General features: G+C 60.4%; 23 protein-coding genes. 8 read left to right on the forward strand and 15 right to left on the reverse strand.

Annotated features, from left to right (window positions below; translation table 11 throughout):
- Nucleotides 1-84: 84 nt before the first annotated feature.
- The 4 genes from HNQ83_RS26915 to HNQ83_RS26930 all read right to left on the reverse strand — a co-directional run bounded on the left by HNQ83_RS26915 (nt 85) and on the right by HNQ83_RS26930 (nt 5,539).
- Nucleotides 85-1,677 carry a DHA2 family efflux MFS transporter permease subunit gene (locus tag HNQ83_RS26915; protein ID WP_175391886.1) on the reverse strand — a complete coding sequence of 531 codons (1,593 nt, stop codon included), beginning with the start codon at nt 1,675-1,677 and terminating at the stop codon, nt 85-87.
- Complete coding sequence (locus HNQ83_RS26920) at nt 1,674-2,795, reverse strand: HlyD family secretion protein (protein WP_175391887.1); 1,122 nt, start codon at nt 2,793-2,795, stop codon at nt 1,674-1,676. The genes HNQ83_RS26915 and HNQ83_RS26920 overlap by 4 nt, the downstream gene beginning before the upstream one ends.
- A gap of 245 nt (nt 2,796-3,040) precedes the next feature.
- The gene (locus tag HNQ83_RS26925; RefSeq protein ID WP_175391888.1) at nt 3,041-3,976 is read right to left on the reverse strand and encodes a choline ABC transporter substrate-binding protein; all 936 of its coding nucleotides are present in this window, start codon (nt 3,974-3,976) and stop codon (nt 3,041-3,043) included.
- 81 nt (nt 3,977-4,057) lie between these two features.
- Nucleotides 4,058-5,539, reverse strand: a complete 1,482-nt coding sequence (locus HNQ83_RS26930; RefSeq protein WP_175391889.1) for an aldehyde dehydrogenase family protein — start codon at nt 5,537-5,539, stop codon at nt 4,058-4,060.
- A gap of 202 nt (nt 5,540-5,741) precedes the next feature.
- Between HNQ83_RS26930 and HNQ83_RS26935 the strand changes: the two genes are divergently transcribed.
- The gene (locus HNQ83_RS26935; protein ID WP_175391890.1) at nt 5,742-6,470 is read left to right on the forward strand and encodes a class II aldolase and adducin N-terminal domain-containing protein; all 729 of its coding nucleotides are present in this window, start codon (nt 5,742-5,744) and stop codon (nt 6,468-6,470) included.
- Between the two features lies 1 nt (nt 6,471).
- Here the strand turns inward: HNQ83_RS26935 and HNQ83_RS26940 are convergent, their stop codons facing one another.
- The 3 genes from HNQ83_RS26940 to HNQ83_RS26950 all read right to left on the reverse strand — a co-directional run bounded on the left by HNQ83_RS26940 (nt 6,472) and on the right by HNQ83_RS26950 (nt 10,525).
- A complete protein-coding gene (locus tag HNQ83_RS26940) occupies nt 6,472-7,536 on the reverse strand; it encodes a GlxA family transcriptional regulator (protein ID WP_175391891.1) in 1,065 nt (354 codons plus the stop codon).
- Between the two features lie 9 nt (nt 7,537-7,545).
- On the reverse strand, nt 7,546-9,207 hold the full coding sequence (locus HNQ83_RS26945; protein WP_175391892.1) for a choline dehydrogenase: 1,662 nt from the start codon (nt 9,205-9,207) through the stop codon (nt 7,546-7,548).
- Nucleotides 9,208-9,355: 148 nt separating this feature from the next.
- Nucleotides 9,356-10,525 carry an aromatic ring-hydroxylating dioxygenase subunit alpha gene (locus tag HNQ83_RS26950; RefSeq protein WP_175391893.1) on the reverse strand — a complete coding sequence of 390 codons (1,170 nt, stop codon included), beginning with the start codon at nt 10,523-10,525 and terminating at the stop codon, nt 9,356-9,358.
- Nucleotides 10,526-10,828: 303 nt separating this feature from the next.
- On the opposite strand from HNQ83_RS26950, the gene HNQ83_RS26955 reads away from it, so the two are divergent.
- The 3 genes from HNQ83_RS26955 (at nt 10,829) to HNQ83_RS26965 (ending at nt 13,348) form a co-directional block, all read left to right on the forward strand.
- Nucleotides 10,829-11,179 carry a hypothetical protein gene (locus HNQ83_RS26955; protein ID WP_175391894.1) on the forward strand — a complete coding sequence of 117 codons (351 nt, stop codon included), beginning with the start codon at nt 10,829-10,831 and terminating at the stop codon, nt 11,177-11,179.
- 192 nt (nt 11,180-11,371) lie between these two features.
- Nucleotides 11,372-11,791, forward strand: a complete 420-nt coding sequence (locus HNQ83_RS26960; RefSeq protein WP_175391895.1) for a PAS domain S-box protein — start codon at nt 11,372-11,374, stop codon at nt 11,789-11,791.
- Nucleotides 11,792-11,797: 6 nt separating this feature from the next.
- Complete coding sequence (locus HNQ83_RS26965; protein ID WP_175391896.1) at nt 11,798-13,348, forward strand: sulfite reductase flavoprotein subunit alpha; 1,551 nt, start codon at nt 11,798-11,800, stop codon at nt 13,346-13,348.
- A gap of 52 nt (nt 13,349-13,400) precedes the next feature.
- On the opposite strand, the gene HNQ83_RS31365 is transcribed toward HNQ83_RS26965, so the two are convergent.
- Both HNQ83_RS31365 and HNQ83_RS26970 read right to left on the reverse strand, forming a co-directional pair.
- Entirely contained in the window at nt 13,401-13,529 is a 129-nt protein-coding gene (locus HNQ83_RS31365; RefSeq protein ID WP_256669254.1) for a hypothetical protein, read from the reverse strand.
- Between the two features lie 34 nt (nt 13,530-13,563).
- Entirely contained in the window at nt 13,564-13,977 is a 414-nt protein-coding gene (locus tag HNQ83_RS26970) for an ester cyclase (RefSeq protein ID WP_175391897.1), read from the reverse strand.
- 109 nt (nt 13,978-14,086) lie between these two features.
- Here HNQ83_RS26970 and HNQ83_RS26975 point away from each other — a divergent pair, with 109 nt between their 5' ends.
- The gene (locus HNQ83_RS26975; protein WP_175391898.1) at nt 14,087-14,965 is read left to right on the forward strand and encodes a LysR substrate-binding domain-containing protein; all 879 of its coding nucleotides are present in this window, start codon (nt 14,087-14,089) and stop codon (nt 14,963-14,965) included.
- Between the two features lie 795 nt (nt 14,966-15,760).
- Here the strand turns inward: HNQ83_RS26975 and HNQ83_RS26980 are convergent.
- A complete protein-coding gene (locus HNQ83_RS26980; protein WP_175391899.1) occupies nt 15,761-16,942 on the reverse strand; it encodes an acetyl-CoA C-acyltransferase family protein in 1,182 nt (393 codons plus the stop codon).
- Complete coding sequence (locus HNQ83_RS26985) at nt 16,939-17,721, reverse strand: enoyl-CoA hydratase (RefSeq protein ID WP_175391900.1); 783 nt, start codon at nt 17,719-17,721, stop codon at nt 16,939-16,941. Before HNQ83_RS26985 ends, HNQ83_RS26980 begins: the two co-directional genes overlap by 4 nt.
- A 207-nt stretch (nt 17,722-17,928) precedes the next feature.
- Here HNQ83_RS26985 and HNQ83_RS26990 point away from each other — a divergent pair, with 207 nt between their 5' ends.
- Genes HNQ83_RS26990 through HNQ83_RS27000 form a run of 3 tightly spaced genes read left to right on the forward strand, consistent with a single transcriptional unit; the run spans nt 17,929 to nt 21,386 of the window.
- Nucleotides 17,929-19,032, forward strand: a complete 1,104-nt coding sequence (locus tag HNQ83_RS26990; RefSeq protein ID WP_175391901.1) for a polyamine ABC transporter substrate-binding protein — start codon at nt 17,929-17,931, stop codon at nt 19,030-19,032.
- 30 nt (nt 19,033-19,062) lie between these two features.
- Nucleotides 19,063-20,481: an aminotransferase gene (locus HNQ83_RS26995; RefSeq protein ID WP_175391902.1), complete on the forward strand. Its 1,419-nt coding sequence runs from the start codon at nt 19,063-19,065 to the stop codon at nt 20,479-20,481.
- Nucleotides 20,478-21,386 carry a helix-turn-helix transcriptional regulator gene (locus HNQ83_RS27000; RefSeq protein WP_175391903.1) on the forward strand — a complete coding sequence of 303 codons (909 nt, stop codon included), beginning with the start codon at nt 20,478-20,480 and terminating at the stop codon, nt 21,384-21,386. The genes HNQ83_RS26995 and HNQ83_RS27000 overlap by 4 nt, the downstream gene beginning before the upstream one ends.
- A gap of 340 nt (nt 21,387-21,726) precedes the next feature.
- Here the strand turns inward: HNQ83_RS27000 and HNQ83_RS27005 are convergent, their stop codons facing one another.
- From HNQ83_RS27005 to HNQ83_RS27020, 4 genes are all read right to left on the reverse strand, one after another.
- Nucleotides 21,727-22,107 (reverse strand): hypothetical protein, encoded by a 381-nt coding sequence (locus tag HNQ83_RS27005; RefSeq protein ID WP_175391904.1) that lies wholly within the window; start codon nt 22,105-22,107, stop codon nt 21,727-21,729.
- 502 nt (nt 22,108-22,609) lie between these two features.
- Complete coding sequence (locus tag HNQ83_RS27010; protein ID WP_175391905.1) at nt 22,610-22,924, reverse strand: hypothetical protein; 315 nt, start codon at nt 22,922-22,924, stop codon at nt 22,610-22,612.
- Between the two features lie 507 nt (nt 22,925-23,431).
- On the reverse strand, nt 23,432-23,740 hold the full coding sequence (locus HNQ83_RS27015) for an addiction module antidote protein (RefSeq protein WP_175391906.1): 309 nt from the start codon (nt 23,738-23,740) through the stop codon (nt 23,432-23,434).
- Between the two features lie 2 nt (nt 23,741-23,742).
- Nucleotides 23,743-24,036 carry a type II toxin-antitoxin system RelE/ParE family toxin gene (locus HNQ83_RS27020; protein ID WP_175391907.1) on the reverse strand — a complete coding sequence of 98 codons (294 nt, stop codon included), beginning with the start codon at nt 24,034-24,036 and terminating at the stop codon, nt 23,743-23,745.
- Nucleotides 24,037-24,127 lie beyond the last annotated feature (91 nt).

Here is a 24,127-nt window from a genome sequence, read left to right on the forward strand (position 1 = left end):
AGTCACATTGATGTTGAATGTACCGACGCCTTCGCGAGCAGGCTCGCTCCCACAGGAGGAGGGGGCAGGGATCCAGGTCTGGCCTCAATGGGCATCGGCACTCGGCGCGGCCGGTGGTTGCACCTTGCGCATCAAGGGCACCATCGCCGTGGCGACGATGAAGCAGGCCATGATCATCAGGAACGCGTCGCCATAGGTCTGTGTCTGCGCTTCGCGATAGGTCAGCTGCCAGAGCTGATGCAGGCTCGCCGTCACCCCGACATCGCCGCTCTGGCCCAGGGCGGCGAAGTTGTTGCCGACCTGGGACAGCCACTGATTGAGGGCCTCGTTGGTGCTGTTGAGGTTCTCTGCCAATCGGGTGAAGTGCAGGTTGGTGCGGTCATTGAGGATGGTCGCGCAGGCGGCGATGCCAATGGCGCCGCCCAGGTTGCGCATCAGGTTGAACAAGCCCGACGCATGTTTGAGCCGTGCCGGCGCCAGCCCGCCCAGAGTCAAGGTCACGGCGGGCGGTACGGCCAATTGCTGCGCAATCCCGCGAAAGGCTTGCGGCAGCATCAATTCCTTCGCGCCCCAGTCATGGGTAATCGGGCTGAAATCCCACATCGACAAGGCGAACAGGCCAAGGCCGGTCATCATGATCCAGCGCAGATCGATGCGGTTGGCCAGAAAGGCATACAGCGGAATCGCCATGATCTGGAACACGCCGGTGGAGAAAACCGCCAGACCAATGTCCAGCGCGCCATAGCCACGCACCCGGCCGAGAAACAGCGGCGTCAGGTAAATGGTGGCGAACAGGCCGATCCCGGTGACGAACGAGAAGAAACAACCCAGGGCGAAATTGCGATCCTTCAAGGCACGCAAATCGACGATCGGGTTGGCGACGTGCAGGGTCCGGCCAATGAAGGCCAGGCCGGACAGGCCGCTGATCCACGCGGTGGTCAGGATGGTGCTGTCACTGAACCAGTTCCAGCGCGGGCCTTCTTCGAGGGTGTATTCCAGGCAGCCGAGGAACAGCGCCAGAAACACCATGCTTATATAGTCGGCGCCCTTGAGCAGCGAGAGTTCCGGCTGGTCGATCTTCACCAGCATCGGCACCACCACGGCAACGAAAATCCCCGGCACCAGATTGATGTAGAACAGCCAGTGCCAAGAGGAGACATCGGTGATCCAGCCACCGATCACCGGGCCCAGGGTCGGGGCCAGCGAAGCCACTGCACCGATGGTGGCGGCGGCAATCACCCGTTGTTTGCCGGTGAAGAAAAAGAACGCGGTGGTGAACACCAGCGGAATCATCGAACCCCCGAGAAACCCTTGCAGGGCGCGGAAGGCGATCATGCTCTGGATGTTCCAGGCGATGCCGCAGAGCAGGCTCGTCAGGGTGAAGCCCACGGCGGATGCGCAAAACAGCCAGCGCGTGGAGAACACCCGCGACAACCAGCCAGACAGCGGGATCACGATGATTTCGGCGATCAGGTAACTGGTTTGCACCCAGGCGGTTTCGTCGGTGCCGGCCGACAGCCCGCCGCCAATGTCACGCAGCGAGGCCGAGACGATCTGGATATCCAGCAGCGCAATGAACATGCCGATGCACATGCTGGCGAAGGCGAACACCTTGGTCGCCGTGGCCATGTTCGCGGCATCGAACGGTTGCGCCGGGGCGGCGAGGGCGCGGCTCATGGCGCGCTGGCCACGGCTGGCGCTTCAGGCTCTTTGCGCGTGTCCACTTCAGCGGTCACCGACAGGCCGGGACGCAGGTGACCGAGGACGCTGTCGGCGGGATCGAGATGGATCCGCACCGGCACCCGTTGCACGATCTTGGTGAAGTTACCCGTGGCGTTTTCCGGTGGCAGGACGCTGAACTGTGAACCGCTGGCCGGGGCGAGGCTGTCGAGATGACCGTGGAATACCTGCCCCGAGAGCACGTCGGCATGAATCACCACGCGTTGCCCCGGCACCATGCGCGCCAGTTGGTCTTCCTTGAAGTTGGCATCGACCCATAACCCGCTGGCCGGCACCACCGACAGCAGTTGCGAGCCTGCCTGGGCGTAAGCGCCAACCCGCGCCCGGCGATTGCCGATCACCCCATCCACCGGTGCCCGCAGTTCGGTATAGCCGACGTTCAACTGCGCCAGATCGCGCTCGGCCTTGGCTTGAATCAAAGCGGCGCGGGCTTGCTGTTTCTGGGTGGCAATCACGTTCAACTGCCGCTGCGCCGCCAGCAATTCAGCCTGGGCGCGGCTGCTTTGCGCCTGTGCGGTCTTGAACGTGGCGTTGGCCCGTTGGGCGGCTTCCACGGAGACGGCGTTGGTGGCGACCAGTTTTTTGTAGCGGGCATCGTCATCCCGGGAACGGGCGGTTTCAGCGCCCGTGGCATCGATACCGGCGCGGGCCTGGCCGATGACGGCCTGTTGCAGTTGTTCGGTGGCATCGAGATTGGCGAGCAGGGCTTCTTCCGCCGCCACCGCACCGTCGGCCTTGGCCAGGTTGGCGCGGTAATCCCGGGAGTCGAGGCGGATCAACACATCGCCGGCCTTGACCTTCTGGTTGTCGGTCACCAGCACTTCGTCGATATAACCGGCGACCTTGGACCCGATCACCGTTACGTCGCCACCGATGTAGGCATCGTCGGTTTCCTCGATGAAACGGCCCGTGGTCCACCAATGCGTGGCATACACACCGGCCAGCACCAGCGCGGCGATGCCGACGGTTGGCAGAAGCAGGCGCTTGAGCAGGGGAGGCTTGGGGGTGGTCACCGGGACAGCCAGGTCAGGCTCAACGGGGGGCATGCTGGTCATGGAGGATTACCTGTAGGAAACGGCATTTAATTACGTACGTAATATGACGCATGTCATATTTAGTCGCAATTTATTTTTGCTGCCGGTCGTCAGGTGGTGGCTGAGGTGATCAGGTTTTGAATTGATTGAAAAACCACTGTGGGAGCGAGCCTGCTCGCGAATGCTGTCTGTCATTCAACATCATTGTTGTCTGACACGCCGCTTTCGCGAGCAGGCTCGCTCCCACAGGGGATGTGTGTTGTCAGTTATTGGCTCGCCAACCGCGCATTCGCCATCGCCAACCCATCCTTGCCATCCCGGCTGCTAACCCCTGTTAGCCAAGCCTCCAGCACCGCCGGATTAGCCTTCAACCACGCCTTGGCCGCCGCCCGTGGCTTCTGGTTCTGGTTCAACACCGCGTCCATCAACTGGTTCTCCATGGCCAGGGTGAACTCCATGTTCTGCAACAGCTTGCCGACGTTGCTGCATTCCTTGAGGTAGTCCTTGCGCACGTTGGTGTAGACCGTGGCCTGGCCGAAGTTCGGGCCGAAGTACTCGTCGCCGCCGCTGAGGTACTTCATGTTGTTGCGAGTGTTCATGGGGTGCGGTTCCCAGCCGAGGAACACCATCCATTCATTCTTGCGCGTGGCGCGTTTGAGTTGCGAGAGCATGGCCGCTTCGCTGGACTCGACCATCTTGAAATCCTTCAGGCCGAAGGCGTTTTTGTCGATCATGCTCTGGATCAGCCGGTTGCCGTCGTTGCCCGGTTCGATGCCGTAGAGTTGGCCGTTGAGTTTGTCCTTGAATTTGGCGATGTCGGCAAAGTCATGCAGCCCGGCGTCGTACACGTAATCGGGCACCGCCAGGGTGTATTTGGCGCCGTGCAGGTTGGCGCGCACGGTTTCCACGGTACCGGCGTCGCGGTAGGGCTTGATGTCGTTCTCGGTGGTGGGCATCCAGTTGCCGAGGAACACATCCAGCTCCTTGCCCGAGGACAAGGCGCGGTAAGTCACCGGGATCGACAGCAGGGTGGTTTTGGTCTTGTAGCCGAGGGATTCCAGCACTTCGCTGGCGATGGCCGTGGTGACGGTGATGTCGGTCCATCCCACGTCGGAGAAGCGCACCGTGGCGCAGGATTCCGGTTCGGCGGCCAGGGCATGCAACGGCAACGTGAGGGATGCAAGCAAGAGCAAGGCTTTCATGGATCAACTCCTCAAGGGGAAACATCGGCAGCGGTTTGGGTGTTCAGCTGTTCTTGTTTTGAATGTGGTGTTGCGTTCGCTTTAAGTGGCAAGGTGATCCACACCAAACCAGTTCAGCGCCGCCGGTTCGGTATTGAGGTAGATGTGCTTGAGTTCGGTGAACTCATCGAGCCCGGCCCGGGACAGTTCGCGGCCGATGCCACTGGACTTGTAGCCACCCCACGGCGCTTGCGGGAATGCCGCGTTGTAGTCGTTGATCCACAGGGTGCCGACCCGCAGCCGCTTGGCCAGGCGGTACGCCTTGCCGAGGTCCCGGGTCCAGAGGCCGGCCGCCAGGCCGAACGGTGTGTCGTTGGCCAGTCGCAGCGCCTGGGCTTCGTCGCTGAAGCGCTCGACGGTGATCACCGGGCCGAAGATTTCTTCCCGGGCGATGTGCATGTCGGCAGTGACGTTGCCGAGCAGGGTGGGCGAAAGCCAGAAGCCGCGGTCGAACTGCGCAGGGATAGTCCCGCCGGCCAGCAAGGTCGCGCCTTGTTCCACGGCACCGGCAATCATCGTCAGGATCAGATCGCGCTGACCGGCGCTGATCAGCGGGCCCATTTGCGTCGACTGATCGAGGCCATTACCCAGGCGAATCTTCAGGATCCGCTGCTGCAAAGCCTCGACAAACCGGTCATGAAGGGCGTCCTCAACCAACAGCCGCGAGCCGGCCGAGCAGATTTGCCCGGCATTGAAAAACACCGCGTTCAGCGCCTGATCCAGCGCAACGTCGAAATCGGCGTCGGCAAACACGATGTTCGGATTCTTGCCCCCCAGTTCCAGGGCCACGCGCTTGAAGTTACCGCTGGCGGCACGCATCACTTTGCCGCCGGCACCGGCGCCACCGGTGAGCGACACCAGGTCCACGTCATGGCTGGCGGCGAGCAACTCGCCGACATCGCCCGGTCCGCACAGCAGATTGAACACGCCCTCGGGCAAACCGGCCTGGGCCAGCAGTGCGGTCAAGCGATGGGCCGTCATCGGTGTCAAGCTGCTGGGTTTGAACACCACCGTATTGCCGGCGGCCAACGCCGGGGCGATCTTCCAGACGGCCTGCAGCAGCGGGTAGTTCCAGGGCGCAATCAACGCACACACGCCCACCGGTTCGCGCTGGTTGAAACTGATGACATGGGCCGGCGCATGGCTGTTGACGCTGGCGCTTTCGCTTTCCAGCAGCGCGGCGTAGTAGCGGAACGTCGCCACCACATTACCGATGTCACCGAGGCTTTCGCCCAGGGTTTTACCGGCGTTTAGGGTCTCCAGGCGGGCCAGATGCTCGGCATCCTGTTCGATCAAACCGGCGATTTTCTGCATTAATTGCGCGCGCTCGGTGACCGGCATCGTCGGCCAGGGGCCGTCATCGAATGCCCGGCGCGCAGCGTTGATTGCCTGTTGCGCATCCACCGCATCGGCGACGGCGACCTGCGCCAGCACTTCTTCGGTCGCGGGGTTGATCACATCGTGATACCGCTGCGCCTGTGGCGCTTGCCACTGCCCCGCGATGAATAAACGAATCTGCAGCATGTGCGTCTCCAGCCAGGTGGGTCGTGGCCGTCACTATGGCGCTGCGCTCAGGGCGGCTCTTGATCAAACGCGGCATAAGCACGCCGTTTTCACACGGTTGCGGCGCTGCGAAATAACGGCAGTCCATGTCGTTTCCCATCAAGTGCGCGCCGTGCGTCTCTCTACACTGCCAGGCAACCGATCAACTTCTGTGGGGCACGGGATGAATCAATCTGTCGAGCAACTGAGAATCCGCCTGGCCTGTGCGTTCCGCTGGGCCGCGCGGCTGAACCTGCACGAATCCATCGCCAATCACTTCAGCGTGGCGGTGTCGGGGGACGGTCGGGAATTCCTGATCAACCCCTATGGCAAGCATTTCTCGCGGATCAAGGCCAGTGACTTGCTGCTGGTCAACGCCGATGATCCGGCCAGCCTTGACCGCCCGGACGCACCGGACATCACCGCCTGGGCCTTGCACAGCGCCTTGCACCGTAACCAGCCCCACGCCCGTTGCATCCTGCACACCCATTCGAAATACGCCACGGCGCTGGCCTGTCTCAAGGATTCGCGGCTGCCGCCTATCGAGCAAAACTGCATGCGCTTTTTCGAGCGGGTGGTGATCGATGACGGTTTCGACGGCATGGGCCTGGGGGACGAGGCCGAGCGGGTCAGCCACCTGCTGGGGGATAAACCGATTCTGTTGATGGGCAACCATGGCGTGCTGGTGGCGGCGCCGAGCATCGCCCAGGCGTTCGATGACCTGTATTACTTCGAACGGGCCTGCGAGACCTACATCACCGCACTCGCAACCGGTCGCGAGTTGCGCATCGCCAGCGACGACATCGCGCGCAAGACTTGCCGGCAATGGCTCGACTATCCGGGCTTTGCCGACAAGCATTTCAATGCGCTGATGGGAATCCTGGACGAGGAGGAGCCGGGCTATCGCGGCTGAATCAATCCGCTTGCGCCGGCCGCTGTTCCTTGCGCAGCGGCTGGCGCATCACCGGGGCGGTCCAGACCTGGCTGCGGTCTGAGCTGGGGGCACAGCCGAAGCGTGCGCGATAGGTGCGGGAAAAATGTTCCAGCGAACCGAACCCCGAACAGGCCGCCACTTGCGCCACGCTCAGGCGCGTCTGTTGCAGCAGGCTATGGGCCTTGGCCAGTCGCAAGGTGATGTAGTACTTGAGCGGCGACAGGCCGGTCTGATGTTTGAACTGCCGCTCCAGTTGCCGCCGTGACAACCCGACCTGGCCGGCAATCGCCTCGCAATCCAGGGGTTCTTCCAGCGCCTGCTCCATCAACTGCACCGCACGGCGAATCTTGCTGCCGTACATCCCGGTGTTGGTCAGGCCGCCGTCGAGCTGGTTGTCCGCCGGTGCGCGCACCTGACCCATCAACAAGTGCATGCCGATTTCCCGTGCCAGCTCACTGTCGACGCTCTGGCCGATCCAGCCGAGCAGCATGTCCAGGGTCGTGGTGGCGCCGGCGCAGGTCATGCGCTGACGCTCCAGGGTGTAGAGCTGCGGCTTGGCATGGACCCGTGGATAACTCTCCTGGAAGCCCTGCAAGTTGTCCCAATGCACGGCGGCTTCATAGCCGTCTAGCACGCCGGCGGCCGCCAGCAGCTCGGTTCCGGTTTCCACGCCCATCAATACCGCGCCGAACAGCGCCTGCTTGCGCAGCCAGCTCTTGAGCGCGAGGTTGCGGCTGTGTTTGTGCACATCGAAACTGGCGATCACCAGGCACACATCGAAGCCCTGATCGGCCTTCAAACCCTCGTTGGCGACGGTGGTCAGTCCGTTGCTGGCCTGCACCGGTTCGCCGTCCAGCGACAACAATGACCACTGGAACAACTGCCGTTGGGTCAGCCAGTTGGCAATGGCCAGGGGTTCGAGCACGGCCGCCAGGCCGAAGTTGGAAAACGACGGCAACAGCAACACCGCCACGCGCAAGGGCGCGACATCGCCGCGCCGCCAGGTGAAGCGGTTTTCTGTATTACTGGACGACTGACTGCTCATGACTGATCTCTATCGTTGCCGTGTCTGCCATTGCGGGTGAATCCATACCGGTGCGTCGGATGCCGGCAAGGGTGGCCTGCCGCGAATCATGTCGCTGGCTTTCTCCGCGATCATCACCGTCGGCGCGTTGGTGTTGCCGCTGACAATCACCGGCATGATCGAGGCGTCCACCACCCGCAAACCGTCGAGTCCCTGCACGCGCAACTGCGGGTCCACCACCGCTTCGGCATCGCTCGCCGGGCCCATTTTGCACGTACCGCTGGCATGGTAGCCGGTTTCCGTGACTTGCCTGGCCCAGGCATCCAGCGCTTCGTCACTTTGCGCTTGCGGGCCGGGCACCAATTCCTCGCCCCGGAACACGGCCATGGCCGGTTGCGCAATGATTTCGCGCACCAGCCTGGCACCGGCGCGCATGTCCGCTCGATCCTGCTCGGTTTTCAGGTAATTGAACAGGATGCGCGGTGGCTGCCTGGGGTCGGCACTGTTGAGCGTGACACTGCCCAGGCTGGTGGGGCGCATCAGGTCGATGTGGATCTGGAAGGCGTGGCCGGGCACCAGGTCGACGCTGCCGGGTTTCACTGCCAGGGGCATGAAGGTCAGTTGCAGGTCGGGATGTTCGACCCCGGCCCGGGAACGGATGAACGCCCCGGCTTCGAAATGATTGCTGGCCGCCAGCCCGTCGTGGGTGGCGAACCAGCGGGCACCGATCCACCATTTGCCCGGCGCGGTGGTCCAGGGATACAGCGACACCGGTTTTTTGCACAGGTACTGCACCACGGTGTCGGGGTGGTCGTTGAGGCGGCGGCCGACACCGGGCAGGTTGTGTTTGACGGTGATGCCCAGGTCGCGCAATTCAGAGGCCGGGCCGACGCCCGACAGCAACAACAGCTGTGGCGAGTTGATCGCACCGGCGGTCAGCAGCACTTCGCGCCGGGCAAAGGCTTGATGAGTCTTGCTGCTTTGTTCGTATTCGATGCCAATCGCACGCCGGCCATCGAACAGGATGCGCAGCGCCAGCGCATCGGTTGCCACTTGCACATTGCCCCGGGCCAGTGCTTCGCGCAGATACCCCCGCGACGTGCTCCAGCGACGCCCGTTGCGGGTGGTACGGTCCACCGGGCCGAAGGCTTCCTGACGATAACCGTTGAGGTCGTTGCTCAAGCCATAGCCGGCCTCGGCACCGGCCGCCAGAAACGCCGCGCACAACGGCGTTTGCGTATCGCCGGGGGTGACGTGCAAATGCCCGCTGACCCCACGGTACTCGTCCGCGGCATCGGCATGGGTTTGCGCTCGTTTGAAGTACGGCAGCACCTCCTGGTAACTCCAGCCGTCGCAACCCTGTTCGGCCCAGGCGTCGTAGTCCCGGGCATGGCCACGGATGTAGACCATGCCATTGATCGACGAGGAGCCACCGAGTGTCCGGCCCCGCGGCGTGCCGATGCGGCGGCCGTCCAGCCAAGGTTCCGGTTCCGAGTTGTAGCTCCAGTTGTAGCGCGTGCCACCCACCACCAGACCCACGGCGGATGGCATGTCGATGGTCCAGCTCTGGTCTGCAGGTCCAGCCTCCAGCAGCAGAATCTGCACCGCCGGGTCTTCACCCAGGCGATTGGCCAACACACAGCCGGCGGACCCTGCGCCCACGATCAGGTAATCAAACTCATGGTTGGCCATGGTTCGTTTTGCTCCATAAATGAAGGGTCACAACCCAGATCCCCTGTAGGAGCGAGCCTGCTCGCGATGGGGTCGATACATTCAATATCGATGTGCCTGACCCACCGCCTTCGCGAGCAGGCTCGCTCCCACAGGGATTGTGGTTGGCTCAGGCTGCGGACCCACCGTGAATCCCGTTAAACACCAACCGATGAAAGTGATGCACCAAATGCTCGCTCTCGTTGCTGCGCTGGGCGTCGATCATGTAGCGCCCCTGGTCATATCCCAACGAATGCAAACCCTTCTGCACCGAGATGTTCAGCGCGATGTCCTCCGGCCCCAGGTCTTCGTTCATCCACTTCATGCATTGCTCGCTGACCTTCGCGGTCTCGGCGTTGCTGGAGTAATACCCGAAGCGCAACAGCGAGCGTTCGGCGTCCAGCGGAATCATGATGAACGAACCCAAAAACTCCGAGAACGGGAAGGTGTAGAAGGTGTTGTTCGGCCACAGGCCGATGTTGAAGAAGCATTCGTTCGGGTTGAGATCCTTGCGCAGCGGCACGCCGTAGGCTTCGGTCACCGAGAGATTGGCCGGGGCGATGTAGGTCCACCAGTTGTCGCGTTTGGTTAACTGGTAACCCTTGAAGTCGATGAGTTTGGCCAGGTCGATATGGCACGGCCCGGACAGCTTGAAGTGATAACCCTCGATGGAATTGTCCATGATCACCTTCCAGTTGGCCGGCACGATCACGTCCTGTTCTTCGATCAGGCGCATGTTGGCCAGGTCCGGAAACACCCGGCGCATTTCCTCATCGGCACCGGGGAACAAATCGCGCAGCGACGGGGCTTTCGGATCGAGGTTGAAGTAGATGAAACCGCCCATTTCCTCGGTGCGGATCTGCGGAATGTTGAACTGCTGCAACTCGAAGTTTTTCATCTTCTCGCAGCGGGGCGCGCTGCGCAGGCTGCCGTCCATTTCGTAGCACCACGAGTGATAGGCGCAACGCACCACGCCACCGGTGGCGCCGCGACGTTCCTCAAGCAGGCGATTGCCGCGATGCTGGCAGACGTTATGGAACGCATGAATCTGCCCCTGACGATTCTTCGCCACCACCACGCTCTGGTCGAACACATCCGTCACCACATACTGACCCGGCTCGGCGAACTCGCTGACATGCCCGGCCACATGCCAGGCATGCATGAAAATGTTGTCGCGCTCGGCCTTGAACAGGGTCTCGTCGTAGAAATAACGCGAGGGCAGGGTGAAGGCCTCTTCAGGGTCCTGGTGATCCCAGCCGTCGATTGAACCGGGTGATTTGAGAGTCTGGAGAGTGTGCATCGGGTCGATCTCCTGGGTGACTGCCGCACGGTACGGCTTGCTGTTGTGGGTCCTAATCTAGGGGGTGGGGAGGCGGGGGGATTGATGGAAAGCGACCAGTTGGGAGGTGAAAACATCAAGCGAAAAAGTAGGCTGAATCAATCTCTTGCTGATGTCATTTAGACTGCGATGATGTCTTAATGACTAATTTTTGTATGTGTCGTTATGACTATAAATTTGTTCAAGATGCTGTATTTAAAGGATTTATAAACTGGCACGCTTCGTGAAGTACTTAGAGAAACGTAATCGAAGCAGGAATCCGCCATGTCCCGTTCCATCCCCCTCAGCTTCACGCTCTGCCTGTTGTTTTCCCCCCTGTGCATGGCCGATCAAGTGATCCGCGAAGTGCCGGATACCACCGCCGGCAAAGGCTACGGTGCCCTGACCGGTTTGATGGTCGGTGCCGTCGGCGGGCCAATTGGCGCACTGGTGGGTGCTGGCGCCGGGTTCTTTGCCGGCAGCTCGATACAGGAAGCCGCCGGCCTCACGGAAACCGCTTACGAAGTCAAAGATGCCCAGGGCGAAATCAGCACTGTGCGCTCGCCCAATGCCCGCTTCGAACCGGGTCAGCAAGTGACTCGAAAAGGTCCGCGCCTGGTGGCTCAGGACAGCTGAGCCAACCCTCACAAACCCGTAATACCGAACTCCTTTTTGGGATCCGCTCATGGGTCGGATCCTCTTTTTTCTCAGCGCCGCATCAGTCAATTGGCTGATTTGTAACGATTAAAAAAACAGAAAGACCCGAGCCGTGCGTTGGCCAGATTTCAATTCGCTGGAAAAACTTTCAATCAATCGAGGGGCAACACAATGCAAGCCATCAACGCCAAAGTCTTGAGCGCACTGGAAAACGTCATGGTGATTTCCACCACGGACCTGCAAGGCAACATCACGTACGTCAACGACCTGTTCTGCAAGCTCACCGGTTACGAAAAGGAGGAACTGCTGGGGCAACCCCACAGCGTCGTGCGTCATCCTTCCGTGCCCAAGAGCACGTACAAGCAGATGTGGGACACCATCAAGAAAGGTGAAATCTGGACCGGCGTGATCCCCAACGTGGGCAAGGGCGGCGGCCTGTACGTGGTCGACACCACCGTGCAACCGCTGTTCGACGAGCAGGGCAACATCGTCGAATACATCAGCATCCGCCGGGTGATCAACGACCTGATGAGTGACTTCGAAGCGCTGGAGTTTTCCAAGGAGCAATTCGACGAACACTACGACAGGTAAACCGCCATGCCAGAGTTAATCGAACGCATCGTGATCGGTTATGGCTCTGAGTCCGGCAATGCCCACGGGTTGACGCAACGCTTGTTGCGTCTGCCCTGTGTGCAGCCGTATGAATTGGCCGTGCAGGATCTCAATTCCCTGAAACTGGACACACTGACAACGCGGGATCTGTTGATCGTCGTTTGCAGCTCCTTCGGCGACGGCGAACCGCCGGGCAATGCCGATCGCTTCCTGGATCAACTGATCGCCCATGAAAACCTGACACACCAGCCCTACGCGATCTTCGGCCTGGGTGATACGGCCTACCCGACGTTCTGCGGTTTCACGAAAAGCCTGGATGCCGCACTGCTGCAAAAACAGGCGAAACCCTGGATCAATCGGGTGGATGCAGACACCGACTTTGACGGCTTTTTTGACACCTGGTGTACCACCCTCGCGGCGGTACTCAAGGGCGATCGGCGTGCGGGCACCACGCTCAACCTGCAAGTCACCGCGTATGGCGAAAATGCAGCGTGGCCCGCGCGGGTGATCTCGAGTACCCGGCTCAACGCGACGGCACCTTACGCCTGGCAGATTCGCCTCGACATCGAAGGCAGCGGCATCAAGTACCGCGCGGGCGATAACCTCTATGTGCTGGCGCAGAACGATGGGTCATTGCTGGCGCAGATCGGCCACTGGTTCGGTCGCGAAGATGTCCACACACTGCTGGCGACCAAAGAGCTTCGCCAGCTGGGCAAGTCCCTGTTGCGCGACATTGCCCGGGTCAGTCAGCACGAAACCTTGAAAGCCCTGTTGAAGGTCAGCAATCGCAAGGATCTCGAGGCCTATCTGTACGGCAAGGACATTCTCGATGTACTCGGTGATTTTTGTGAGCCGGGGCAATTGAGCCTGGAAGAATTGGTCGAATGGTTGCCCGATGTCTTGCCGCGAGCGTACTCCATTGCCTCACACGACAACCCCGGCTACGTGGACCTGTGCATTCGCGAAATCGCCTATGAAATGGAGGGTCGTTCACGCACCGGCACCGCCACCGGGCATCTCGCCGGACAGCCTCCCGAGGTCCGGGTATTCGTCCGCAGCAATCCGCGTTTTCACCTGCCGCGACAGGTCGAGCACCCGGTAGTACTGATTGGCACCGGGACCGGCATCGCGCCGTTGATCGCCTTGCTGGAGCAGATCGAGCAACAGAACAGCCCCGGGCAAACCTGCCTGATCTTCGGCGACCGCCGCCGGGCATCGGACTTTCTCTACCAGTCACGGTTGGAAAGCTGGCAGGACAAAGGCGTGCTGGACGAGGTCATCACCGCTTTCTCAAGGGATGGCGAAAACCGCTACTACGTGCAGGACGCCATGCTCGAACACGGCGCCTACCTGTGGGCACTGCTCGGCCAAGGCGCGCACCTGTACCTGTGTGGCAACAAAAGCAATCTGGAACGAGCCATCGAACAGGCACTGCTGAGCATTGCCATGAATGTCGGCCAACTCGATGAAGACGAAGCGCAAGCCTTCGTCGCCGACCTGTCGGCCAGCGATCGCGTGCACAAAGAACTGTATTGAAGCTTTCCCGTTTTGGCGGGTAGACGAGCCGCACCTCGTCTGCCCGTCTTTTTTATGGGCGCAGCAGCAATGTCGAAGCAGTCAGGCAACTGCGGATATCCATGACGATCGCCGGCGGCCTTGCGCCATGGGCCGGGGTCAGGACATGCAGAAGTAACAGGATGACGGCCAGCGGTTTCATGCGTAAGGGCCGGGTTATCAATTGGAGAGGGCATTCACAGGCCGATCAGGTCGCGGTGCACCTCCAGCGCATTGCGTTCAACCCAGTTGTGCTGCAGCAGGCCATCGGGGCGCACTGCCCACACCGCCGTGCCGAGCATTTCGAAAGGCGTGCGGCAGGTGCGTCCGCCGACAAATCCCGTGTTCTTGCCGGACAGCTTCCAGCGCGAAGCGACACGGGTGCCGTCGGCGTTCTGGAAGGTTTCGATTGCGCCGAACTGGAAGTCTTCGATCTTCGACAGGAAGGCGCCGATCCATTCGATAAACGACTCGCGGCCTTTGATTTCGATGCCGCCAGAGGTGATGACAAAGTCTTCGGCGACGAACCTGGCGGCGGCTTGCGGGTCGCGTGCCTGCCAGACTTCGCGCCAGAAGCGCTCGACGATTTCAACGGCATGGTTGGCTGACATGGTGTGGTTCCTCTCTCTGAATGTTTCTGATGGAGAGGATGTTCGGGTTTTGCCATCTAGAAGTCGAACGCATAATATTTATGGCATTCAGTTGAATGGCGAATACATCATGCAATCCGGCGACCTTGAAATCGATTTGCTGCGGGCCTTTATCGCGGTGGCCGAAACCGGCAGTTTTACCGCGGCGGCCGAGGTGGTTGCCCGGTCACAATCGGCGGTGAGCCAGAAGATCATCCGCCTGGAAGAGATCCTGGGCATGCGGGTGTTTGAGCGCACCAGCCGCACCCTGACATTGACGGCGGACGGTGAGCGCGTGCTGGTCGGGGCGCGGAAAATGCTCCTGCACTTCGACGGGTTCATGCGCGAAATCCGGACGCCGGTGACAGTCAACACCTTGCGTTTGGGCATCTCCGAGAACCTGGTGCCCACGCAACTGCCCATGCTCCTGTCGCGGTTCAGCAAGCTGTATCCCGACCTGGAACTGGAGCTGACCACCGGCCTGAGTAATGACCTGCTGGCCGATCATGAAGCCGGGCTGCTGGATGTGGTGATCGCCAAGCGCAAGATGAGCGGGGCTGCGCAACGGGGGCGTGTGATCTGGCGTGAGCCGTTGGTGTGGATGGCGGCCAGGGACTACGAGATCGAAGCGGCCCGACCGCTGCGTTTGGTGCTGATGCGACCGCCCTGCGCTTACCGGGCGATCATGGTCGAGGCGCTGGCTTCGGTTCAGCGGGAGTGGGCGTCGGCGTGTCTGGCGAGCAACCTTGGCGGGGTTCAGGCGGCGGTGACTGCGGGGCTTGGGGTGACGGCCCTTGGGACTTCGTTTTTGCAGGAAGGCATGCGGATTATTGAGCCATCGCAGAAGTTGCCGACCTTGCCGTCCACGGAAGTGGCCGTGATTGGGGATGAGCCTCGCACTCAGCATCTGGTGCAGCCGTTGGTGGCGTTGTTGACTGAAGGGTTGATGATGGGGGCGGGGCTCACCTGATGGGTTTGGATTGTGTATATCCGTTTCTTCGGTATCGGCTTCTGACGGTTCCGCCCTTACGGCGGGTTACTTGGAAAAGCCTGTAGGAGCGAGCCTGTTCGCGAAAAACATCTGGACGACGCGATCATTCAGGCAGAGCGCGTTATCGTTGACCTCCATCGCGAGCAGGCTCGCTCCTACAGAGAACCTGCGCTCGGCCTTCCGACGGGGCAGATCTAAATCAGAAGCAAAGGCGAGGCGGCCTGACTTTTTCTGATGCGCGCTAATCCCCTGTGGGAGCGAGCCTGCTCGCGAAGGGGCCAGGTCAGTCAATATTTATGCTGAATGACACACCGCCTTCGCGAGCAGGCTCGCTCCCACAATGGGATCAGGGAATATCTGTGAGTGAGTGGTCGGCTGAAAGGCCGCCATCGCTGCGATGCGGCGACCCGACAAGCCAGCTCCCACAGGTGATTGGGAACACCGGCCAAAGCCAGGTCGGCTGTCAGGCCGCCTCGCTTTTGCTTTGGCTGTTGAGGTACACGCCCCCTCGAGAGGCCGAGTGGAGGTTCTGCGCAGTGGGCACCGCGGCAAGGATGCCGCGGTAGCCGCCCCCGGCCATGGATGGCCGATGGCGGCGGGCCCACGGAGCAGGACCGGAGCGAGGGCATGCCGAGCCTTAGCTAGGCACCGAACGAAAGGGGCAAAGCGCTTTGGTTACTTTGGCGCTCTTCCAAAGTGACCCGCCGTAAGGGCGGAACCAATAGCAGCCGTTACCGCAGCAATGGATATACACCCATTCCAAATGTGCAGTTATCAAGCCCGCTCAAAAATCGCCGCAATCCCCTGACCACCACCAATGCACATGGTCACCAGCGCATAACGCCCACCGGTACGATGCAGTTCGTGGATAGCCTTGGTCGCAATGATCGCGCCGGTCGCACCCACCGGGTGACCCAGGGCAATCCCCGAACCGTTCGGGTTGACCTTGGCCGGGTCGAGATCAAGTTCCTGGCTGACCGCACAAGCCTGCGCCGCGAAGGCGATGTTGGCTTCGATCACGTCCATGTCGGCGACGGTCAGGCCGGCACGCTTGAGGGCGATGCGCGTGGCCGGCACCGGGCCCAGGCCCATCAGTTCCGGTTCGAGGCCGGCGTGGGCGTAGCTGACCAGACGGGCCAGCGGGCGCAGGTTGTTCACCTGAACCGCCGCACCGGTCGCCATGACCAGGGCCGCCGCACCGTCGTTGAGACCGGAAGCGTTGCCGGCGGTGACGGTACCGTCCTTCTTGAACGCCGCTTTCATCTGCGCCAGCTGTTCCAGGGTAGTGGCGCGCGGGTGCTCGTCGACGTTGAACAGCTTGGTGCCTTTGCGATCCTGGATTTCAACCGTGGCGATCTGCTCGGCGAAGTAGCCGTTGGCGATTGCGTGGGCGGCGCGTTTCTGGTCTTCGAACGCCAGGGCGTCCTGCATTTCGCGGGTGATGCCGTTGCGCGCGGCGACGTTCTCGGCGGTGATGCCCATGTGAAAGTTCTGGAACGGGTCATGCAGGATGCCGAGCATGTAGTCGACAGCCTGGACATTGCCCATGCGCGAGCCCCAGCGGGCGGACGGCAGCAGGTACGGGCCACGGCTCATGGACTCGGCACCGGCGCCGATGGCAATGTCGGCGTCGCCCAGCAGCAGGGTCTGCGCGGCGCTGACAATCGCTTGCAGGCCGGAACCGCACAGGCGGTTGACGTTGTAGGCCGGGGTTTCCTTCGGGATACCGGCGTTCATCGCGGCAACGCGGGAGATGTAGGCGTCGCGGCATTCAGTGGGGATCACGTTGCCCATCACCAGATGGCCAACGAGCGCCGGGTCCACGGCGGCACGGTCCAGGGCGGCCTTCACGGCCGTGGTCGCCAGGTCGGCCAGGGGCACGTCCTTGAGCGAACCGCCAAAGGAGCCGATGGCGGTACGGGCGGCGCTGACGACGTAGATTTCCGGGGTGTTCATGACGGGTTTCCTTTCGATGGATTCTTATCTGTACTGCGATTGAGCAGGGCGTTCAAGGCTGTTTTCGCCTCGGTGCTGTTCAGACGTTCGATGAACAGCTGGTTTTCTTCGCGCAGGGTGGCTTGCAGTTCGGCCATGCCAGCCTGCTTCATTAGATGTCGGGATTGGCGCAAGGATTCCTGGGGCAATGCCAGCAAGCGACGGGCGATCTGTTGGGCCGCCGCCAGGCATTGCGCGCCATCGTCGAAGGCTTCGTTGGCCAGTCCCCAGGCCACCGCCTCGCTGCCAGTGAGGCTTTCGCCCAAGAGCAGCAGGCGCGAGGCGCGGGCCTGGCCGAGCAGGCGCGGCAACAGCAGGCTGGCGCCGAACTCGGGGCACAGGCCCAAATTGACGAACGGCATGCGCAGTTTGGCGTTGCGGGTCACCAGGACCTGATCGCAATGCAACAAAAGGGTGGTGCCGATACCGATGGCGGCGCCGGACACGGCGGCGATCAGCGGTTTTTGCAGGTGCGTCACGGCGCGCATCAGGCGGAACGCCGGGCTGTCCAGATGAGTGGGAGGCTGCTCCAGAAAGTCCACCAGATCGTTGCCGCTGGTAAAGCAGTTCGGGCCACCGGTCAGGATCACCACGCTGACCGCCTTGTCCTCGTCGGCCGCGAACAACAGGTCGGCCAGCCGCGTGTACATGGCGTTGGTCAGCGCATTGAGCTTGTCGGGACGATCAATGGTCAGCGTCAGCACGCCATCGCGTTGTTCCTGTTTGATCAGGTCGGTCATACAAAACGCCTGCGAGTCGGTTTGGCGGCCACTTTAAGCGGCCAGCAAACCCCGGATCTATGACAAAACGGGTCAACCGCAATGATGCTTTTTGCCATGTGTCCGGCCTACACACCCATTCGGGGTATGGCTTCACCCAGCGAATCGCCCAATAGTAGGTTCATCCGCTCATCCAGAGCCGAACTCGCTCGATAAGGTGAATGTGCAATGCGCAAGACACTGAAGGTGATTTCCAGTCTGTTTGTTGTTTCGTTGGTCATCAACGCCCAGGCCGCAGAAGTGGACGACAGCAAAACGCTGCGGCTCTACAACTGGGCGGATTACATCGGCGAAAAGACCCTGGCCAATTTCGAGAAAGAAACCGGCATCAAAGTCATCTACGACACCTTCGATGCCTATGAAACGGTGCAGGCCAAGCTGCTGACCGGTCACTCCGGTTACGACCTGATCGTATTGAACGCCTCCCTCGCACCCCCTTTGATTCAGGCCAAGGTGTTCCAGCCGCTGGACAAAAAGCTGCTGCCGAGCTGGAACAATCTCGACCCGAAAGTCTTGCAGGACATGCAGGGGTTTGACCCGGGTACCCACTATTCCGCGCCCTACACCTGGGGCAGCAACGGCGTGACCTACAACGTCGACAAGATCAAGGAGCGCATGCCGGACGCGCCGATCGGCTCGCTGGCGATGATTTTCGATCCGAAGATCGTCTCCAAATTTGCCGACTGCGGCGTCACCCTGCTCGATGCGCCCACTGAAGTCATTCCCATGGCGCTGAAGTACCTCGGCCGCGACCCACGCAGTGCGGCGCCGGCGGACCTCAAGGCCGCCCAGGAATTGCTGTTGTCGGTGCGGCCGTACATCCGCAAATTCGATTCGGTCAATTACCTGACCAGCCTGCCCAATGGCGATGTGTGCATGGCCATGACCTGGTCCGGCGACTACGCCACCGCCATGGCCCGCGCCGAAGAGGCGAAGAAGCAGATCAACCTGGCCTATTTCATTCCCAAGGAAGGTTCACTGATCTGGTTCGACAACATGTACATCCCGGCCGACGCGCCGCACGTGGCCAATGCCCACAAGTTTCTCGATTACCTGATGCAACCGCAGGTGATCGCAGATGTGAGCGATTACATCAACTACGCCAACAGCAACGCGGCCGCCACGCCGCTACTCAATGCCAGTGTGCGCAACAACCCGGCGATTTATCCCGGTGACGACATTCGTCAACGACTGTTTCCGCAGAAAACCCAGGACGCGAAAGACATGCGCGCCATGACGCGGGTCTGGAGCACGGTGAAGAGCGGGATTTGATCGTTCAATTGTTCAGTTTGAGGTTTTGTTATGGCTACCCCAATTCAAAAATCGTTTTCGGCGGCTGAAGAGGCTGCACTGGTCAAGGCTGACAAGGCCCACCACATGCACGGTTACCACATGTTCGACGAGCACGCTGAACAAGGTTCGCTGAACATCGTCGCCGGTGATGGCGCCTTCATCTATGACACCCAGGGCAACCGCTTCCTCGACGCCGTGGGCGGCATGTGGTGCACCAACATTGGTCTGGGCCGTGAGGAAATGGCCGAAGCCATCGCCGATCAGGTACGGCAGCTTGCTTATTCGAATCCGTTTTCCGACATGTCCAACAACGTGGCGATCCAGTTGTGCGAAAAACTCGCCAGCCTCGCTCCGGGCGACCTCGACCATGTGTTCCTGACCACCGGCGGCTCGACCGCCGTGGACACCGCGTACCGCCTGATCCAGTACTACCAGAACTGCCGTGGCCTGCCTGAAAAGAAGCACGTCATCGCCCGATTCAACGCCTATCACGGTTCCACCACGCTGACCATGTCGATCGGCAACAAGGCCGCCGACCGGGTGCCGGAGTTCGATTACGCCAACCCGCTGATCCATCACGTGTCCAACCCCAACCCTTACCGTGCGCCGGAGGGGATGGACGAAGCACAGTTCCTCGAATTCCTGGTCAAGGAATTCGAAGACAAGATCCTCTCGATTGGCGCGGATAAAGTGGCCGGGTTCTTCGCCGAACCGGTGATGGGCTCGGGCGGGGTGATCATTCCGCCCAAGGGTTACCTCAAGCGCATGTGGGAGGTGTGCCAGCGCTACGACATCCTGTTCGTCGCCGACGAGGTGGTGACGTCGTTCGGGCGCCTGGGCAAGTTCTTCGCTTCCAAAGACGTGTTCGACGTGCAGCCGGACATCATCACCACCGCCAAGGGCCTGACCTCGGCCTACCTGCCGCTGGGCGCCTGCATCTTTTCCGATCGCATCTGGAAGGTAATTGCCGAACCGGGCACGGGCCGCTGCTTCACCCACGGCTTCACCTACAGCGGCCATCCGGTGTGCTGCACGGCGGCGTTGAAGAACATCGAGATCATCGAGCGGGAAAACCTGCTGGCCCATGTCGACGATGTCGGCGGCTACCTGGAGCAACGCCTGGCCACGCTGCGGGACCTGCCGCTGGTGGGGGATGTGCGCTGCCTGAAACTGATGGCCTGCGTGGAGTTCGTTGCCGACAAACGCACCAAGGCGCTGTTCGCCGACGAGATCAACATCGGCGAAAAAATCCACGTGCGGGCCCAGGCCCGGGGCTTGCTGGTGCGGCCGATCATGCACCTCAACGTGATGTCGCCGCCGTTGATCCTGACCTATGAGCAGGTGGACGAGATCGTCGAGATCCTGCGCGAGTGCATCCTGGAAGTGGCGGCCGAGCTTCAAGCGAGCGGCCAGTACGCCGGCCAATGACTTCATCGGTCAGGCTGTTACCAAGGGGCTGTTCACCCGCTAGACTGCGGGGCATGAGCAAACCAAACGACGAAACGCTGATCGCGATGCCCTTCGGGGCATTGCATAAATGGCATGGGGGCATGCGCGAGGCATTCGCCCATATCGACGAGCCCGACGCCCTGCAATACCTGGCGTCGGCGTTGGCGCAACTGGTGTCCATCGAGTCGATGATGATCAGCCTGGAGCGCAAGGACCGTGCGCCCCAGCTGCTGTATCAGCGCGGCATCGCCCAGGAGTATCAGGTTTCGATTCTCGAGCGCTATTTTGCCGGTGGCTACTTGCTCGACCCGTTCTGCCTGGCGGTGGAGCAGGGGTTGGCGCAAGGCTTCTATCACCTGGAAGAAATCGCGCCGGACAACTTCTTCGACAGTGACTATTACAAGGCTTATTACCTGAACGCGGGCTGTTCGGAAGACAGCTACTACATCGTCGATACCGGCGATGACACCAAGATTTCCGTCAGTCTCTATCAGGGTTTCGGTGGTGAATGCCTGCGGGTCGACCAACTGAACCTGCTGCGCGCCGTCGAACCGCTGGTGCGCGAATTTGTCAGCGAATTCAGCCGGCGTGGCCTGCTGCGCAATCGCGAGATCCAGTGCAATAAGGAACAAGTCCTGCGCGATGATCTCAAGCACCGGGTGCAATTCGCGTTCGAGCATTTCGGCAGTGATCTGCTCACCGAGCGTGAGCGGGAAGTGGCGCACATGGTCCTGCGGGGTCACTCGGTGAAATCCACAGCCAGCCAGATGAACATCTCACCGGAAACCGTGCGCATGCACCGCAAGAATCTGTACCTGAAGCTGGACGTGGGTTCGCAGTCGGAGTTGTTTGCCTTGTTTATCGAGTGGTTGCGCGGGCATTGATGGCCCGACTCAACCAATCACCTTGTGGGAGCGAGCCTGCTCGCGAATGCGGCATCACATTCAACATCTCTGTTGACTGATGCACCGCCTTCGCGAGCAATTGGGGTGTGCCGCTGGGCCACTTGGGTTAAGCCATGTGCTCCGTGCGACACGTTGTTCACGGGACTGAAAGTTCTGTGCAAATCCTCCTGCCGCACGCGCATGGATGCTGCGGGTTCGCCGGTTCAGGCGGGAACGGTTAGGTCACAACTCCTACATGGCGAGTACCGCAACGGGTGAGTTGCAGGGGCATCGTGGGGTTCGGATTGAGGTAATCGGGATCCCGCAACGCTGATCGCCACTAACAATCGAACTTGCTGGCGTCGAGATACAAAACGTCGTCCTCCGAATCGATGAGTGGACTCTTTAATATCAATACCGACGACAGACGCCGCGTTGGCACTACCACGTCGTTGTTTACTGCCGCCGATAGATCGTACTTCGCACGCAAGAAGTCGCGCGCGCATTGGGTGAACGCAGAGAAGAACCCTTTTTCCGCCCACTCAAGCTCCGATGTCGAGCCCAGATCCTTCCCGTCAAACGTTGCTGCCTTAAACCACACCGTCTTGCTGTCTGTGTGCACCTCCGCTGCCTCGCAGGTCAAACCGGCTTGGCTCGCGCACTCTATGTAATCGTGATACCGAAGATCTGGATTTAGGTTGTACAAAATCAACATAGTCATCTCGATCGCCTCTTGTTTGTGTCTTTGCGACCCTGGGGGCTGTGCCCGGTCGTGTCGCAATACTCCGCTTGAATACGGTGCTGGCCAGCGCCGCGATCCGATCTACACCAACCATTGCGAAAGCACCTGTCTCCTGAGATTCAGTGGCTCCTACTCAGCCGGGGCTCGGCATAGGCCAAATGTGCTTTACCGTGGAGGCGTGGCATTGGGGCTAAACGATCGCTCGTGAAATACTGCTGCCGTATGTCCTGCCTGTGCGTCATGTTCCTTCAGGTGCGATGCCTTCGCACCTGTCAGAAATAACAGGTCTTTAGAATAAATCGGCATTGAAGCTTGTGTTTCTAATCCCAGACCATTTTCGTACTCGGCCGGGGCGGGAAGGGACAAATCCAGTGGGAGTGAGCTTGCTCGCGAAAGCGGTGTACCTGTTCGATAGATCATCGCCTGACACTGCGCCTTCGCGAGCAGGCTCGCTCCCACAAGGGTTCTCCCACAGGGCTGGTCAGCGCGCCCGCAACCGCCGCCCGATCACATCCAGCACATCACAGCCATCGCGCAACGGGATGGCGCAGAGCAGTGAGAAGTCGCTGAGGATGAAGGATTCGCATTCGATCGAACCGCGCATGGAGAGGTTTTCCAGTACCTGGGTGACGGCACGGATTCGGTAGTTGGCGGCGTCCATCAGAATGTCGAGCGGTGCGTGGGTATCGACGAAGAGGGTGGGCATGTCGGTGCAGTTGCCGGTCAATGCCATGAAGCGGTTGTCGGGGTGAGGGGTTGGTTTTTCGTAGGGGGGATCTGGGTGAATGGATTTCATGGTTTCGAGCTCTCATTTAGAAAATGGAGCTGCCAAGGGCCTTTCCTACGGGCCTGGGTGGCAGCCATGTACGGGGTAGGAAATCGAGATCTGAGAGCACCTCTCGACCACGCCGAAGCGTGCCCGTACATGGCCACCGCGGCTGATCTTACGGACGCATTCGAACGGCCGCAAACCAGGCAATGGCGCCTGAGCGCTTTCAGATTCTGGAGGTTCCTACACCCCACCACTGAATTTCAGTGACCCCAAAAGACTATCGATTGAGCACCTTCCAAACCAGTTCACGCAAATCGCCACATTTCGAAGGAAATCTCCGAAGACCTTGCCCAGAAATGTCCTAGGACTTGTCCAATTGGCATCTGTCAAAAGGGAGCGGTGGAGGGTGGGTGAGGGACAGCGGACATGACTGCAGCCTAGGAAAAACAGAAATGTCCTACGCCAATTGACACCCGAGTCACCTCAACCCCTGTAGGAGCGAGCCCGCTCGCGATGGCGGTCTGAATTCACTCAAGAGTTCGAATGATTGATGACATGACCCGGCTGCGCATACAGATTGATGCCCAACGCGTGAATCACTTTCAAAACCGTATTGAAACGTGGCTTTGCACCTGGAGCGAACGCCTTGTACAAGCTTTCGCGACCCATTCCGGAGTCTTTGGCTACTTGTGTCATGCCCCGGGCCTTTACCACGTACCCGACGGCACGAAGAAATTCCTCATTGTCACCATCAGCCAGTACCTGAGACAGGTATTCGCTGATGGCCTCATCGCTGTCGAGCAGAGTCGCCATATCGAAAGTCGTCAAAGTCTGGCTCATGGCTAGACCTCCTTTGCCATTTTTTTTGCACGTTTGATATCAGCGTTTTGTGATGATTTGTCGCCCCCGGCAAGCAAGACGATGACGACGGTCTTGCGCATCGTGAAGTAAATCCGGTACCCGGCACCCACATCCACGCGCATTTCGGAAACGCCATCACCTACTGGCTTGATATCGCCCAAATTTCCCGCGCTAGCACGTTCAATGCGACGGGCTATGGCTACCCTTGCCCGTAAATCACGGATTGAGGTATGCCATGCGGAGAAAGTCGCTGTTTGCTGGACAAGATAATTCATTGCGCGACTGTATCCAAATGGATACGGATGAGCAGTCAGACCTTTCGTTGACTACTGAAGGTTTTTCCGCGAAATGAGTGGGACTGTGGTG

Source organism: Pseudomonas sp. C2B4 (assembly GCF_013359695.1).
Lineage (GTDB): Bacteria > Pseudomonadota > Gammaproteobacteria > Pseudomonadales > Pseudomonadaceae > Aquipseudomonas.

Excerpts from the sequence above, each read along its gene's own strand:
- HNQ83_RS26915 (WP_175391886.1), bottom strand. The coding sequence starts at position 1,677 with ATGAGCCGCGCCCTCGCCGCCCCGGCGCAACCGTTCGATGCCGCGAAC.
- HNQ83_RS26960 (WP_175391895.1), top strand. The coding sequence starts at position 11,372 with ATGCAAGCCATCAACGCCAAAGTCTTGAGCGCACTGGAAAACGTCATG.
- HNQ83_RS26995 (WP_175391902.1), top strand. The coding sequence starts at position 19,063 with ATGGCTACCCCAATTCAAAAATCGTTTTCGGCGGCTGAAGAGGCTGCA.
- HNQ83_RS27020 (WP_175391907.1), bottom strand. The coding sequence starts at position 24,036 with ATGAATTATCTTGTCCAGCAAACAGCGACTTTCTCCGCATGGCATACC.
- HNQ83_RS27010 (WP_175391905.1), bottom strand. The coding sequence starts at position 22,924 with ATGAAATCCATTCACCCAGATCCCCCCTACGAAAAACCAACCCCTCAC.
- HNQ83_RS26950 (WP_175391893.1), bottom strand. The coding sequence starts at position 10,525 with ATGCACACTCTCCAGACTCTCAAATCACCCGGTTCAATCGACGGCTGG.
- HNQ83_RS26920 (WP_175391887.1), bottom strand. The coding sequence starts at position 2,795 with ATGACCAGCATGCCCCCCGTTGAGCCTGACCTGGCTGTCCCGGTGACC.
- HNQ83_RS26975 (WP_175391898.1), top strand. The coding sequence starts at position 14,087 with ATGCAATCCGGCGACCTTGAAATCGATTTGCTGCGGGCCTTTATCGCG.
- HNQ83_RS26990 (WP_175391901.1), top strand. The coding sequence starts at position 17,929 with ATGCGCAAGACACTGAAGGTGATTTCCAGTCTGTTTGTTGTTTCGTTG.
- HNQ83_RS26935 (WP_175391890.1), top strand. The coding sequence starts at position 5,742 with ATGAATCAATCTGTCGAGCAACTGAGAATCCGCCTGGCCTGTGCGTTC.
- HNQ83_RS26925 (WP_175391888.1), bottom strand. The coding sequence starts at position 3,976 with ATGAAAGCCTTGCTCTTGCTTGCATCCCTCACGTTGCCGTTGCATGCC.
- HNQ83_RS26970 (WP_175391897.1), bottom strand. The coding sequence starts at position 13,977 with ATGTCAGCCAACCATGCCGTTGAAATCGTCGAGCGCTTCTGGCGCGAA.
- HNQ83_RS31365 (WP_256669254.1), bottom strand. The coding sequence starts at position 13,529 with ATGAAACCGCTGGCCGTCATCCTGTTACTTCTGCATGTCCTGACCCCG.
- HNQ83_RS27005 (WP_175391904.1), bottom strand. The coding sequence starts at position 22,107 with ATGACTATGTTGATTTTGTACAACCTAAATCCAGATCTTCGGTATCAC.
- HNQ83_RS27000 (WP_175391903.1), top strand. The coding sequence starts at position 20,478 with ATGACTTCATCGGTCAGGCTGTTACCAAGGGGCTGTTCACCCGCTAGA.
- HNQ83_RS27015 (WP_175391906.1), bottom strand. The coding sequence starts at position 23,740 with ATGAGCCAGACTTTGACGACTTTCGATATGGCGACTCTGCTCGACAGC.
- HNQ83_RS26955 (WP_175391894.1), top strand. The coding sequence starts at position 10,829 with ATGTCCCGTTCCATCCCCCTCAGCTTCACGCTCTGCCTGTTGTTTTCC.
- HNQ83_RS26980 (WP_175391899.1), bottom strand. The coding sequence starts at position 16,942 with ATGAACACCCCGGAAATCTACGTCGTCAGCGCCGCCCGTACCGCCATC.
- HNQ83_RS26940 (WP_175391891.1), bottom strand. The coding sequence starts at position 7,536 with ATGAGCAGTCAGTCGTCCAGTAATACAGAAAACCGCTTCACCTGGCGG.
- HNQ83_RS26930 (WP_175391889.1), bottom strand. The coding sequence starts at position 5,539 with ATGCTGCAGATTCGTTTATTCATCGCGGGGCAGTGGCAAGCGCCACAG.
- HNQ83_RS26965 (WP_175391896.1), top strand. The coding sequence starts at position 11,798 with ATGCCAGAGTTAATCGAACGCATCGTGATCGGTTATGGCTCTGAGTCC.
- HNQ83_RS26985 (WP_175391900.1), bottom strand. The coding sequence starts at position 17,721 with ATGACCGACCTGATCAAACAGGAACAACGCGATGGCGTGCTGACGCTG.
- HNQ83_RS26945 (WP_175391892.1), bottom strand. The coding sequence starts at position 9,207 with ATGGCCAACCATGAGTTTGATTACCTGATCGTGGGCGCAGGGTCCGCC.